This is a genomic window from Hymenobacter sp. UV11 (genome assembly GCF_004684095.1).
In the GTDB taxonomy this organism is placed as follows: Bacteria; Bacteroidota; Bacteroidia; order Cytophagales; family Hymenobacteraceae; genus Hymenobacter.
In genome coordinates, this window is sequence record NZ_SRII01000012.1 from 39,526 (window position 1) to 52,350 (window position 12,825).

Here is a 12,825-nt window from a genome sequence, read left to right on the forward strand (position 1 = left end):
AGGGTGTGGCGCGTCTCGAAAAGAAGTGAGTAGAAGTTGGCAGCATAGCACTGACGGGAAGGAGGTTAGGAGAGCAGAGTTCAAATAGCGCATAATATTACTCACCAAATTTGGTTTTTAGGTACTTTTCTAATAAAAAATTTATTAAAAAAATCAACACCTTCGGTTATTATCAGAATAGTACCACAACTAAGTGTGTATTCTGTCGTAGCAGTGCCAACTCTATTTAATGGGCTATTAGCCGAAAAGGCAGTGAAAGAGGAGGCACCTATGGAACCCAAACCCCTGACTTGTTGTATTTTTGCACTATGTTACTGGAACTCGAACTCGCCCCCGCTAAACGCGACATCCGCAAAACCTCGCCCGACGACCTGAAGGCGTTTATGGTGGCGAATGGCGAAAAGCCCTTCCGCGCCAAGCAGGTGACGGAGTGGCTGTGGAAAAACACGGCCGGCTCGTTTGAGGAAATGAACAACATCTCGCTGGCTACCCGTGAGTTGCTGGCCGCCCACTTCGTGATAAACGGCGTGGCCGTGCAAAACCAGCAGCTGAGCAACGACGGCACCATTAAATCGGCCTTTCGGCTGCACGACGGCAACATTGTGGAGGGCGTGCTCATTCCGCACGACACACGCATGACGGCCTGCATCAGCAGCCAAGTGGGCTGCTCGCTCACGTGTAAGTTTTGCGCCACCGGCTACATGGACCGCAAGCGCAACCTCGACGCGGCCGAGATTTATGACCAGGTGGTGCGCATTCGCGAACAGTGTGAAGCGCAGTACGGTACGCCGCTCACCAACATCGTGTACATGGGCATGGGCGAGCCGCTGCTCAACTACACCAACGTGGTGGAAAGCGTGCGCCGCATCACCGCGCCCGACGGCCTCAACATGGCCCCGCGCCGCATCACCATCAGCACGGCCGGCATTGCCAAGATGATAAAGAAGCTGGCCGATGATGACGTGAAAGCCAACCTCGCCCTAAGCCTGCACGCGCCCAACGACACGAAGCGCAACGAGATTATGCCCATCAACGAGGCCAACTCGCTGGCTGCTCTCAAGGAGGCGCTGCAGTACTACCACGAGAAAACAGGCCGCAGAGTCACCTACGAGTACATTGTGTTCGATGGCTTCAACGACACGCTGCAGGATGCCGCCGAGCTCTACATTATCAGCAAGTGGCTGCCCTGCAAGATTAACCTCATCGAGTACAACCCCATCGAGAACGCCAGCTACCAGAACGCAGAGGCCGATAAAATCACGGCTTTCCACAAGTACCTGGCCGACCGCGGCGTGCAAACCAACATCCGCCGAAGCCGGGGCAAGGACATTGACGCCGCCTGCGGGCAACTCGCTAACAAAGAGAAGGCAGAGGCAGCGTAGCTACTCGTCGACAAGACTACCCCAGAACACCCCCGCCTGCTAGTACAGGCGGGGGTTTTTAACGCAGCTACTTACTGTCCTTCAATAACATAAGCGTCGGCAGGCACTGTTGTTGCATGTATTCTGTGACGCGGCCAGCTAGCCGCTGCACTACTGGCTAGCTATTGCCCGCCGGCCCATATAGCTGCATGATTTGGGGACCGCGCCGGGTGAGGGAAGCGTTGAATTCCTGGTGAAAAAGCTCCACGCGCTCGGCGGGCGACTTTCCTTTCAAAAATCCGGTTGCCTGCAAAGTCGCCAGCCGCTGACAGAGCTCCTCGCCCCACGCCTGAATAAAAGCATCTTCGGCGGCAGCCGAATTACTAAACTGGCTGTAGAGTTGGGTAGCCGTTGGGCAAGTCCTGATGAGATGCACTGCCATGGCAGTAGGCAGGTTGGCGCGCAGCTTTTCGTAGGCGCCCGCCGTGTTGGCCTGCGTAGCCACCTGCCTAATGGCAGCTACCCGCATTTCGATAGTTTTGGAAAGCGCTTGCTCAAAAGCTTCCTGCGCTTGCACTGGACTCAGCCTGGTGGCTGGCTGGCCTGCCAAGTGCTGGCAAGCCTCGGCGGCCAGGCTCCGAACAAGCTGGGTTTGGCCAGCTATAGTGTCGGCCGGTGCTGGTGGCGCGGCCCAAACCAACTGGTTGCCAGCGAGTAGCCACAGGCTACCCCACAAGAGAAGGTGCTTCATGCCACTAAGCTAGTTCCAGCCTATCGCAGCTTGGTTTTGCCGAAGCGATAGGCCACGTCCAGATATGCCGGGTACACGCCGCTGTTATCGCGCGAGGTATAGTACAGCGCCCCCAGGCTGGCACTAAAGCGGGGCGAGGCATAGCGGAGGCCGGCTAGGCCGCCAAAGGCCCCATTTGTATCAAAATTTGCGATGTATGTCTCGTTGACCAGCGAAAACAGGCGTGACAACCGCACATTGGCCCCGATAACTGCCACCGGCGAGCTGCCAACGTCGCCGCCGCTAAAGCCGTAGCCCAGGCCCAGGGTCACGTTGGTATCGGCGGTGCCATAGGTGGCCAGGCCGTAGCCCACGCCGGCACTGCCGCTGCCCCCCAAAACGCCCGTGGCAAAGCCGTACAGTACCCCTACCCCCAGGTGCAGCTTGTCATTCACGGGCACGCTCAGCTTGGGAGCTATGGCTATGGCCGGCACCCCTATGAAAGGGATAACGGGCACCAGCAGGCCCACCGAGATATTGTCGGTCAGGCCGTAATTGACGCCCAGCAGGAATACGTTGATGGCCTGCACGTAGCCTTCGCCCTGGTAGAGGTTACGAGCCGTGGGGGCAATGAACATGCGCGTGCCGTTGCCCACGTAGTCGAAGCCGCGCCGGGCCTGCTCGGGCGTTTGCGACATGAGCTGCCGCACGTTGGCCCGCTGCACCGTTACCAGGCCCAGCTCTTTGGTTTCGAAGGTCAGCGTCAGGTCGGTGGTGGCGCGCAGGGTGCCGCTAAACTGCGTGCCCCCGATAGTTTCTACGCTGTATACCTGCCCGATAACTTCGGAATAGCCAATGACTTCGGCCGCCGGCAGCGCGGTGGAGCGCATGGCAGGCACAGGCTGGCCGGCGGGGGTAGACGGCACAATGGGTTGGGTTGGCTGCGGAGCACCCGGCAACACCGGTTGCTGAGCCAGCGCCGGCCCAGCCAGCAGGCTTACTAAACCCAGTTGTAGTAGGGGTAGGCGCATGAGCGAGGGCAGCAAGGAAAGTGACTTACTGCCGCCACAAAGATGCACGCTCGCTACCAAGTAGTTGCAAGCCTAATTATATGATTAACAGACGTTAGGCCAACTATTTTCTCTTTCATCGCTCGCCTAATAATTTCTTATCAAGTAATTGATGAAGAATTAATTAAGCACTAATATGGCCTCTTAAAAGCAGGAAAAATCCGGCTTTTAAGAGGCCATTGCTTCCTACCCCCGCCAGCTGCCGGTGCTCGGTGGGCGGCCGCTGGCTTTCTCATTCTCCGATTCGCCCGGTGGGATTTCCTTGGTTTCGACGCGCACAGCGTGGGCCTTGGGCTGAATGCGCTGCCCAAAGGAGTCGGCAAACTCCTGGGTAAACTCGGCCCCGAAGAAGATGATGAGCGACGAGTAGTTAATCCAGACTAGCAGCACAATGGCCGAGCCCGCCGCCCCAAATGCCGAGCCTGGGTTTGCCTTCGATATATAAAAAGAAATCAGGTACTTACCAATAATAAAGAGCGAGGCCGTGATGAAGGCCCCAATACCCACGTCGCGCCAGCGGATGATGGCATCGGGCAGGAACCGGTATATCAGCCCAAACAGCAGTGTGGTAACGCCCAACGACAGCACAATGTCCACGACCTTAATGGCAATGAGGCCGATTTCGGGCAGCAGCCGCTGCAAATAGCCGGTAAAAACACTAAGCAACGCACTGACTACAAATGAAATAAGCAACAGCAGCGCTACGCTCAAAATAAGCCCAAACGAAAGCAAGCGCTGCCGCACAAACTCCCAAATCCCGATTCCTTCGGTCTTGACTTTCAGGTTCCAGATATCGTTGATGCTCTCTTGCAGCGTAACGAAAAACGTGGTGGCTGCAAACACCAGCGTGCCCAGGCCGATGACGGTAGCCAGGCCCGACTTTTTCTCCAGCGTAAACTGCGCAATGCTGTTTTGCAGGAACTGGGCCGAGTCGGCGCCTACCAGGCCGCGCAGCTGCCCGTAAATCTGGCCGGTCAGGGCCTCGCCGCCATACACCGAGCTGGCCAGCGTGATGACGATGAGCAGCAGCGGCGGTAGCGAAAAAATGGTGTAGTACGACAGCGCCGCCGCGTGCCGGAACGAGTTATTGTTGGTAAACTCGGTGGCCGAAGCTTTGAAAATCGCGACGATGTCGGAGAATTTATAGTGCGTCATAGAGTAAAGCCGGGAAAAAGGCAGCGCTGCGAATTAAGCCAATGCCTCATTTTCAGGGGGTAGCAGCGGGCATGCGCGTGGTCACTCACAGCCAGCCGTTAGCTTACAATACGGCCGCCACGAATTTTTGCCCGAAAACTGCCCGAAAAAACAACCTACCCCGCCCGCAGCGTCCAGCGCAGCGTGGCAATAGGCGCCTGGCGCAGCGCCGTGGCCAGGTCGGCATCGTCCCGAAATTGCAGCCGGGGCAGCTCCTGCGTTTCGACACTCACCTCCAGCTCTTTAGCTGCGAAGGGCCAGGGCCGCACCACCACCGGCGTGCCCGGCCCGGCGGGCTGGCTCACGTAGCTGGCGTGCAACTGGTGGCCGGGGGGTAGGGCGCTGATTTCGACCTCACGTCCCATTTCGGGCAGCTCTTGCCGGCACAAAATGAGCGAGAGGCGGTCGGCCCAGTGCAGCAGGTCGTAGGCCTGGCGGGCCTGGGTTTTGGTGAGATGCAGCTCCTTGGTCCAGCGCGCCTGGCCGGCCCGCAGCTCCTCCAAAAACGCGTCGATGTGCGCCGGTCCGCCGCGCATAGGCTCATACAACGTGCTCAGGTGCAAGCTAGTAAGCAGGCTACGCCAGCGCCCCTGGAAGCGCGCCGCGTGCAGCACCCCCAGCGCCTGCTCGTGCGAAAAGGCCACCTGCGTAAAGTTGGCCGGGGCGCCGGCGGGCGTGAGGCCGTGGTGGCCGCCGCGCCCGTGCCAGGGCGCCTGCTCGTCGTCGTGCTGCGCAATGGCGGCCAGCAAGCCCACCCAGCGGTCGGGGGGTAGGAAGGGCGACCAGGCCCAGGCCAGCTGGGCGGCGAGCAGCGCATGGGCCTGCTGGTAGATTATCTGCCAGCCAGTGGGGGTAGGATTCACAATCATGGGCAGATGCCGGGATTTTCTTGCAGTTTTGGGGTTTATACGGTGAAAAGGAGTGAACAACGAATAGGAAGCCGCGGCCCGAGAGGCTTCGCGCATGCCTGCTACCTGTTGACTGCTCACCGCTTACCGCCTCCCATGTTCGCCCAACTGCAAGATATTCTGGACCACCCACTGCCCTCGCTGGCGGTGGTCGGCAACCTCATTATTATCGAAAGCCTGCTTTCCGTAGATAATGCCGCCGTGCTGGCGACCCTCGTGAGCGACCTGCCCCGCGAGCGCCGCACCCAGGCCCTGCGCTACGGCATTTTTGGGGCTTACCTGTTTCGGGGGCTGTGCCTGGTGTTTGCGTCGTACCTGGTGGGCTTCTGGTTTTTGAAGCCGCTGGGCGGGCTTTATCTGTTATACTTGACTTTCAGCTATTTCCGCAGCTCAAAGGCAGAGGAGGAAGGTGCGCCCGACAAGCAGAAAAGCTGGCTCTACCGCCGCACGCTGGGCCTGCTGGGCCCGTTCTGGGCCACCGTGGCCGTGATTGAGCTCATGGACGTGGCCTTCTCCATCGACAACGTGTTTGCGGTGGTAGCGTTCAGCAACAACCTGATTCTCATTTGCGTGGGCGTGTTTATTGGTATCTTGGCTATGCGGCTGGTGGCGCAGGCCTTCGTGGGCCTGATGGGCAAATACCCGTTTCTCGAAACGGCGGCCTTCGTGGTCATCGGCATTCTGGGGTTGAAGCTCATGTTCTCGCTGCTGGAACACTTTGCGCCCGGCCACCCCGTCAGCACCTTCCTCGACAGTGAGGCCGCCGACGTGGGCCTCACTGTCATCACCATCGCCACGTTTGGGGTACCGCTGCTCACCTCGCGCTTTTTAGGTTGGCCCAGGAGGCTGGGCAGTGAGCGGTGAAGTAGTGAGCAGTTAGTAGTGAGCAATGAACAGTGAGCAGAAGAACGTCATTCCGAGCTTGCCGAGGAATCTCGCTTGCGGTCGTTTGGGTGTCGTTCAACGATGCGAGCAAGATTCTTCGGCAAGCTCGGAATGACGTTCTTCTGCTCACTGTTCATTGCTCACTACTAACTGCTCACTGCCATTGCTTGCCGCCTTTCGCTCCCTGGAGCACCGCAATTTTCGCCTCTATTTTGCCGGGCAGTCGGTATCGCTGATTGGCACCTGGATGCAGCGGCTGGCCGTGAGTTGGCTGGTGTACTCGGCCACGCATTCGAGCCTGCTACTGGGGGTAGTGCTGTTTGCGGGCCAGATTCCGATGCTGCTGCTGGCGCCCTACGGCGGCACTGTGGCCGACCGCTACAGCCGCTACCGCATCCTGCTTATTACGCAGGTGGCCGCGCTGGGGCAGGCCATCGTGCTGGCCGGGCTGGTGCTGAGCGGCTACTACAACACCTGGGTGGTGGCCGGCCTGAGCCTGCTGCTGGGCACCATCAACGCCTTCGATATTCCGGCCCGGCAGTCGCTGCTCGTAGAGTTGGTCGATGACCCTACCCACCTGCCCAATGCCATTGCCCTGAACTCGACGATGGTGAACCTGGCCCGGCTGCTGGGGCCAGCCGTGGCGGGCGCACTACTCACGCTGCTGGGCGCAGGGCCCTGCTTCGCGGTGAACGCCCTGAGCTTCGGGGCCGTAATCGGGTCGCTACTACTGCTGCGTCTGGTGCCACGCCCGCCCCGGCCGCGTCGCCCCGGTGCCTGGGAGGGCCTGCGCGAGGGCTGGGCCTACCTGCGCCAGGCGCCCGCCCTGCGCCGCCAGCTTCTGCTGATGGCGGGCCTGAGCTTCTGCGCCCTGCCCTACGGCACGCTGCTGCCGGTGTTTGCCCAAGACGTGTTTCACGGCGCGGCGGGCACCTTTGGGCTGCTCAACAGCGTGGCCGGGGCGGGCGCGCTGGCAGGGGCGCTGTACCTGGCGTCGCGGCCGGCGGGCGGTAGTCAGCGCCGGCTCATCAGCTGGGCGGGGCTGGGGTTTTGCGTCAGCCTGCTGGGCCTGGCCCTGAGCCCGCGGCTGGGGGTAGGGCTGGCGTTTGTCGGGCTGGGCGGGGTGGGCATGATGCTGTTTATCGCGGGCACCAACACCTTCGTGCAAACCCACGTGCCCGACCACCTGCGCGGCCGGGTACTGAGCTACTACGTGATGGCTTTTCAGGGCATGCAGCCGCTGGGCAGCCTGCTGGTGGGCTGGCTGGCCCGGCACCTGGGTGCGCCGCACACGGTGCTGCTGCAAGGCGCGGCTGGCCTGCTGGTAGTGCTGGTTTTAGGGCGCGGCGCGCGGCGGGCGCTGGTGGCCCCGGCCGTCGTGGCTGAGCCAGCATAGGAGGGTAAGGCCCGCTTATAAAAGCCTTGATGCCAGGGCTCGAAATAACTTCGCCCGCCAGCAGCCGTTAGGAGAGTATCTACCTACTTCCTCTCGAATTTCTACCCCTATGGCTGCCCCTACCCCCCTCGAACAACTCGATACCACCCTGGATTCTTTGCAGGGCGGCTTGATTAAAATAACCGATGCGGCCCACGAGGACTTGGCCGGCTGGATTAAAACCCTGCACGGCAATAAGGACCTCGCGCCCATTGCCACCGAGCTACAGGTGCTGCAAGACGCCATCACGGCCAACCACCGCGGCGGCATTGCCGACAGCCTGAGCAAGCTCAGCGAGCAAACCAAGGGCGCGGCTATCACGGCTACCCCCGACGCCCAGAGCAAGCTGTTTCAGCTCAGCGATGGGCTCAAGCTGGCGGCCGGCCAGGTAGGCTAGCTGCCCCGTTGCGCTTGGTATCAGCCTTGGCTACTCCCCGTGGCCAGGGGTTTTTATGCGCCCTACGCGGGCTCCAACTCGCGCAGGTGCGCCATATTTCCCATTCGAGTGGCCAGCCCACATTCTTAAGCAGAGATACGCTACCTGAATTGAGCATCAAAAGCTGCGAAGTAGCGGCAGTTAGCCAAAAGCTTTTCGTAGTTGGCATCGGCAAGTAGCCCTGCGCAGTGGCCTTCATCGTAGCGCGTCCGACAGCCAGCCGTAGCATCCTTCAAAAACTGAGCAGGATTAGGAATAGTGGTCGGGTCGGCGGGCACTTGGCAGATACAGCCATATTTTTTGTTAAACGGCCCTGCGTCGGCCGCAATCAGAGCTTCCATCGCCTCCACGTTGAGTAAGAAAACACTTTTCTGCTCAAACCCCCGGTTAATTTTACGAAAGAAAAGCAACCGCTCTAGCCGCTTTGGTCGGTTGCTCGCGGGCGCATCCAGGTCGCGAGTCACTACCACCAAATCGGGTTTCTGAAAGCGGTAATTGGCTCGCACAATGTGCTGAAATTTGGGGCTGTCTAACTGAGTGCCCGTAATCTCAGGGCTGATAATGACGAAGCGCACCCACTCACCATAGCGCCGCCCCAGCAACGCCCGTAGTGACTCCGTATCGTTGGGTGACTCACCTAACAGCCCTACTACAAGACTGCTTTTTGCTTCCGCTTGTGCCATTGAACTAAGCCGTTTCGACTTCTTCCAAATACGAGTAGCGCCAGTAGTCGCTTAGGAAGCCCACTTCTTTCATATATACACGGGCTTGGTCCTGCTTTTCCTCGGTTAGCTTATGAAACTGCGTACCCTTTTTGGGGTCGAGTGAGCAGATGCTGATACGGTCTAGTTCATCGGCCCCCAGCATATCCAATACTTGGGGCGCGTGGGTCGTCATTATTACCTGGCTCGTGCGCGACACTTCGCGAATGAGTTGAAGCAAGCTGTGAAGTTGAGAGTGGTGGATACCCAATTCGGGTTCTTCAAGCAGGATGGTGCGGGGAGAAGTATGTAGCTTAAAATTCGGCGATGCTGACTGCTGTTGCTCGAAACGAGCAACTGGCATCTGCAATTGCGTAATAAGATAGAGTATGCGTTTGGTGCCATCTGATAAGGCAGAGAAGGGAAGCCAACTGCCTGCTATCGAGTACTCCAAGACCAAGCCTTTAACCAGTATTTCCTGCTGGGCAGCATTGTCATAAATTTGAAAGGTATTGCTGAGGCGAATCTGCCCGATAGGCGAATACTGCGCTAAGTAGGGATTAAGAAAATCCAGGTAGCTAGTAAATACCTGCGTTATCTCCGTGCGAGCCTCCTCGACTGAGAACAAGGCAGCAGGGGAATTCACTTTATTGTACCGACGTCTGCGGCTAAAAGAAAAACGAAGTGTATTAAATAAATACTTGATTAATAATGACTGATTCAGTAAATAAGAGGTATCATCTAACGAGTCCGTTTGCACTCTGAATGACTGACCATATACTAAGCCAACTGGGATATCTGCTAGTGGCATTCTGTGCAACGGCGTACCATGCTGCGCCAAAATGGTTTCAGGTAACTTGTCTTCTAAGTCAATGGACATCAACGCCTCATACATATCCTCTCCCGTACTCTTTTTAGTGCCGTAGATAGTATGAACCGTCAAAAGGGAAGCGTTATCCTTGCGAAAACTCGGCGCTAATTCTTCAGATATTGTTGGTTGCTGAAAAGTAATTAAAAGGTCTTCATCATACCTTAAAACCACTTCGCAGCCTACCCCTACAGTATGAATCGCAAACGGGTCCATAAGCTGGCTAGTCAGACTTAGAAACCGTGTCTTTCCTACTCCGTTCGGCCCAATTATAATATTCAGTCCCGGCTTAAAATCTGCTTTTGCATCGCGCAAGGGCGCATAATCACGAATCCGTACCTGCTTGAGGTAGGGCACACTGGCAGCCGCAGAATTAGGTTTTTCAGGCATAGGAGTAACAAAAATAGCTAAGCGCCCTACGCCGGCTCCAGCTCGCGCAGGTGGGCCAGCATGTCGTGGGTCATTTTTGCCAGGTCATACTCCGGTGCCCAGCCCCAGTCCCGGCGGGCGGCGCTGTCGTCGATACTGGCGGGCCACGAGTCGGCGATGGCCTGGCGGCCGTCGGGCTGGTAGCTGACGTGGAAATCCGGGATTTTCTGCTGAATGGCGGCCGTGATTTCTTGGGGCGAGAAGCTCATGGCGCCCAGGTTGTAGCTGGTGCGCACCTTGATGCGGTCGGCCGGGGCGTGCATGAGGTCGAGCGTGGCCTGGAGGGCATCGGGCATGTACATCATGGGCAGATACGTGTCTTCTTTAAGGAAGCACTCGAAATCTTCGCCGGCCACGGCCTTGTGGAAGATGTCCACGGCGTAGTCGGTGGTGCCGCCGCCGGGCAGGCTCTTGTAGCCGATGAGGCCGGGGTAGCGCAGGCTGCGCACGTCGAGGCCGTGGTGGCGGTGGTACCACTCGCACCACTGCTCGCCGGCCAGCTTGCTGATGCCGTACACCGTGTTGGGGTTCATGATGGTGGTTTGGGGCGTGTGCTCGCGGGGCGTGTCGGGCCCAAACACGGCGATGGAGCTAGGCCAGTACACTTGCGGCACCTGGTACTGCACGGCCAGGTTCAGCACGTTCAGCAGGCCATCCATATTCAGCTTCCAGGCAAATAGCGGGTCCTTTTCGGCGGTGGCCGAGAGCAGGGCGGCGAGGTGGTATATCTGCACCGGGCGGTACTGCGCTATTAGTGCTTCGAGGCGCGGCTTATCGAGCACGTCGAGCAGCTCGAAGGGGCCGCCGGCCAGGGCGTCGGGATTTTTGGGGGCGCGCACGTCGGCGGCGATTACGGCCTCGGGGGCGTAGCGCTGGCGCAGGGCGGCCGTGAGCTCCAGCCCAAGCTGGCCGCAGGCGCCAATGACGAGCACGGTGCCGGGTGTTCGGGGGGTAGCGGGTTCGCGGGGTGAGGTAGTCATGAGGAGCAAAGCGGGGGTGAGAGGGGGTAGGAAGAGCGTGCTGCAAAGATACGGCCAGGGGTAGGGGCAGGATTAGCGGCCGCCGGCCCCGCCGGCCCGGCCCGGCAATATCTTGCGGCTGATGATGACCCGTTTCCGGTTTTTAGTGGGGCTGCTGCTGCTGGCCCTGGCGGCCCGCGCCCAGGCCCCTACCCCCCTGCCCTACCGCAACCTGGTGCTGGAGGGCGGCGGCATCCGGGGCATTGCCTACGGCGGGGCCTTGCAGGAGCTGGAAAGCCGGGGCGTGCTGGCGAGCATCGGGCGGGTGGGCGGCACCTCGGCGGGGGCCATTCAGGCGGCGCTGCTGGCGGTGGGCTACTCGGCCCAGGAAATTATCGACGTGGTAAACGCTACCCCCGTGCAGCAGCTCAACGATGGCCGCTTCATCTTTTTTGGCGGCACGCACCGGCTGGTGAAGCAGTACGGCTGGTACCGCGGCGACGAGTTCAGTCGCTACCTCAGCGAGCTGGTGGCCCGCAAAACCCAGCGCCCCAACCTTACCCTGGGCGAGCTGCACGCGCTGGCCCAGGCGCAGCCCGGCCGCTTCCGCGACCTCTACACCACGGGCACCAACCTCACCACCCAGCGCACGCAGGTATTCAGCCACGAAACCACGCCCACCATGCGCGTGGCCGACGCCGTGCGCATCAGCATGAGCATTCCGCTGTATTTCCGGGCCGTGCTACTCGATGCGGAGAACCACGTCATCACCGGCCCGCCTACCCCCGGCCAGCCCGTGCAAGTGCTCGTGGATGGCGGCCTGCTGGCCAATTACCCCATCGACCTCTTCGACAAGCCGCGCTACCTGCCCGCCGGCCCGGCCCCTACCCCCGATGCGCGCGGCAACGTGTACAACCCCGAAACGCTGGGCCTGCGCCTTGACCGCGCCGAACAGATTGCCTACGACACCACCGCCACCGGCCGCCAGCAGCTGGCGCCCTACGCCGTGCACGACTTCAGCACCTACGTGGGCGCCCTCTACACCGTGGCCCTCGAAAACCTCAACCCCATGCAGCCCGCCGACTGGCAGCGCACCATCAGCATCAACTTCCTGGGGTTCAGCCCAAAGATTAAACGGATTTCCAGCGCCCAGAAGCAGCAGCTCATGGCCAGCGGCCGGGCTGGCGTGCAGGCGTTTTTTGCCGGGCGCAACAAGCTCAAATAGCTTTGGAATATGGTTCTGTTACTCGCGCTTTCGTTCTGCTTGCTTATCATGGGACTGCCCTACGCCCTGTACCGCGATAGCCAGCAGCTAGGGCAGCTCGTGGTGCGCTTTGAAGCGCGGGCCTGGCGAACGGCGCCGCTGCTGGTGCCGTTGCTCGTTTTCCTAGGCATGCTGCTGGTGCTGGCGGGCGTGATAGTTACCCGGCCAGCCATCAGCTTACTTGCCGGGTTGAGTGCCTTCGCCCTGACGCTCGTTAGCCTGGGCTTATGCTTTGTTTTTCTGCGGCTGCAACTCACCTATTGGCGCCACGACCGGCACGCCACGCTGACCGTTTACCGCCAGGAGCAGCGGGCCGAATACCGGAATGAGGACGTGCTGGTAAGCTTTGCCCTGGCCGACGTGGTGCGCATCACGCGCTATGACTCCGGCAGCTGGGGCATCTACTCCTACCAAGTTTTTACGTTGCGCAATGGCACCGAACTGCTGCTGACTTGTTTGATGTATTCGATGCTTGGGCCCGAGGAGCTGCTGCCGGATGTTCCGCGCCAAACGGTGCGCAAATCTGGTGCCTGCCTGCCCGGCGACGAATTAAATTTCCCAACTTTGTTTTAACGTTATCCCTAC

13 protein-coding genes are annotated in these 12,825 nt (G+C 59.6%); 6 read left to right on the plus strand and 7 right to left on the minus strand.

Annotated elements, in window-relative coordinates; all coding sequences use genetic code 11:
- Nucleotides 1-308 precede the first annotated feature (308 nt).
- Nucleotides 309-1,382: a 23S rRNA (adenine(2503)-C(2))-methyltransferase RlmN gene (gene rlmN, locus E4631_RS20545; RefSeq protein ID WP_133655810.1), complete on the plus strand. Its 1,074-nt coding sequence runs from the start codon at nt 309-311 to the stop codon at nt 1,380-1,382.
- A 157-nt stretch (nt 1,383-1,539) separates the two neighbouring features.
- On the opposite strand, the gene E4631_RS20550 is transcribed toward rlmN, so the two are convergent.
- The 4 genes from E4631_RS20550 to E4631_RS20565 all read right to left on the minus strand — a co-directional run bounded on the left by E4631_RS20550 (nt 1,540) and on the right by E4631_RS20565 (nt 5,224).
- Nucleotides 1,540-2,112: a hypothetical protein gene (locus tag E4631_RS20550; RefSeq protein WP_133655809.1), complete on the minus strand. Its 573-nt coding sequence runs from the start codon at nt 2,110-2,112 to the stop codon at nt 1,540-1,542.
- 20 nt (nt 2,113-2,132) lie between these two features.
- Nucleotides 2,133-3,122, minus strand: coding sequence for a hypothetical protein (locus tag E4631_RS20555; RefSeq protein ID WP_135318634.1), 990 nt, complete (start codon nt 3,120-3,122; stop codon nt 2,133-2,135).
- Between the two features lie 225 nt (nt 3,123-3,347).
- The gene (locus E4631_RS20560; protein WP_133655807.1) at nt 3,348-4,316 is read right to left on the minus strand and encodes a YihY/virulence factor BrkB family protein; all 969 of its coding nucleotides are present in this window, start codon (nt 4,314-4,316) and stop codon (nt 3,348-3,350) included.
- 155 nt (nt 4,317-4,471) lie between these two features.
- Entirely contained in the window at nt 4,472-5,224 is a 753-nt protein-coding gene (locus E4631_RS20565) for a DUF3891 family protein (RefSeq protein ID WP_166647938.1), read from the minus strand.
- Between the two features lie 135 nt (nt 5,225-5,359).
- On the opposite strand from E4631_RS20565, the gene E4631_RS20570 reads away from it, so the two are divergent.
- From E4631_RS20570 to E4631_RS20580, 3 genes are all read left to right on the plus strand, one after another.
- Nucleotides 5,360-6,127: a DUF475 domain-containing protein gene (locus tag E4631_RS20570; protein ID WP_133655805.1), complete on the plus strand. Its 768-nt coding sequence runs from the start codon at nt 5,360-5,362 to the stop codon at nt 6,125-6,127.
- Between the two features lie 184 nt (nt 6,128-6,311).
- The gene (locus E4631_RS20575) at nt 6,312-7,544 is read left to right on the plus strand and encodes an MFS transporter (protein ID WP_205704281.1); all 1,233 of its coding nucleotides are present in this window, start codon (nt 6,312-6,314) and stop codon (nt 7,542-7,544) included.
- A gap of 109 nt (nt 7,545-7,653) precedes the next feature.
- A complete protein-coding gene (locus tag E4631_RS20580) occupies nt 7,654-7,980 on the plus strand; it encodes a hypothetical protein (protein ID WP_133655803.1) in 327 nt (108 codons plus the stop codon).
- Nucleotides 7,981-8,120: 140 nt separating this feature from the next.
- Here E4631_RS20580 and E4631_RS20585 read toward each other — a convergent pair whose 3' ends face one another.
- The 3 genes from E4631_RS20585 to E4631_RS20595 are packed head-to-tail and all read right to left on the minus strand — an operon-like array spanning nt 8,121 to nt 10,997.
- Nucleotides 8,121-8,702, minus strand: coding sequence for a hypothetical protein (locus tag E4631_RS20585; protein ID WP_133655802.1), 582 nt, complete (start codon nt 8,700-8,702; stop codon nt 8,121-8,123).
- A gap of 4 nt (nt 8,703-8,706) precedes the next feature.
- The gene (locus E4631_RS20590) at nt 8,707-9,978 is read right to left on the minus strand and encodes an AAA family ATPase (protein ID WP_133655801.1); all 1,272 of its coding nucleotides are present in this window, start codon (nt 9,976-9,978) and stop codon (nt 8,707-8,709) included.
- 26 nt (nt 9,979-10,004) lie between these two features.
- Nucleotides 10,005-10,997 carry an NAD-dependent epimerase/dehydratase family protein gene (locus tag E4631_RS20595; RefSeq protein WP_133655800.1) on the minus strand — a complete coding sequence of 331 codons (993 nt, stop codon included), beginning with the start codon at nt 10,995-10,997 and terminating at the stop codon, nt 10,005-10,007.
- A gap of 121 nt (nt 10,998-11,118) precedes the next feature.
- On the opposite strand from E4631_RS20595, the gene E4631_RS20600 reads away from it, so the two are divergent.
- Both E4631_RS20600 and E4631_RS20605 read left to right on the plus strand, forming a co-directional pair.
- On the plus strand, nt 11,119-12,201 hold the full coding sequence (locus tag E4631_RS20600) for a patatin-like phospholipase family protein (protein ID WP_133655799.1): 1,083 nt from the start codon (nt 11,119-11,121) through the stop codon (nt 12,199-12,201).
- Nucleotides 12,202-12,249: 48 nt separating this feature from the next.
- Nucleotides 12,250-12,813 carry a hypothetical protein gene (locus E4631_RS20605; protein WP_167797041.1) on the plus strand — a complete coding sequence of 188 codons (564 nt, stop codon included), beginning with the start codon at nt 12,250-12,252 and terminating at the stop codon, nt 12,811-12,813.
- The last annotated feature ends 12 nt before the right edge of the window (nt 12,814-12,825 follow it).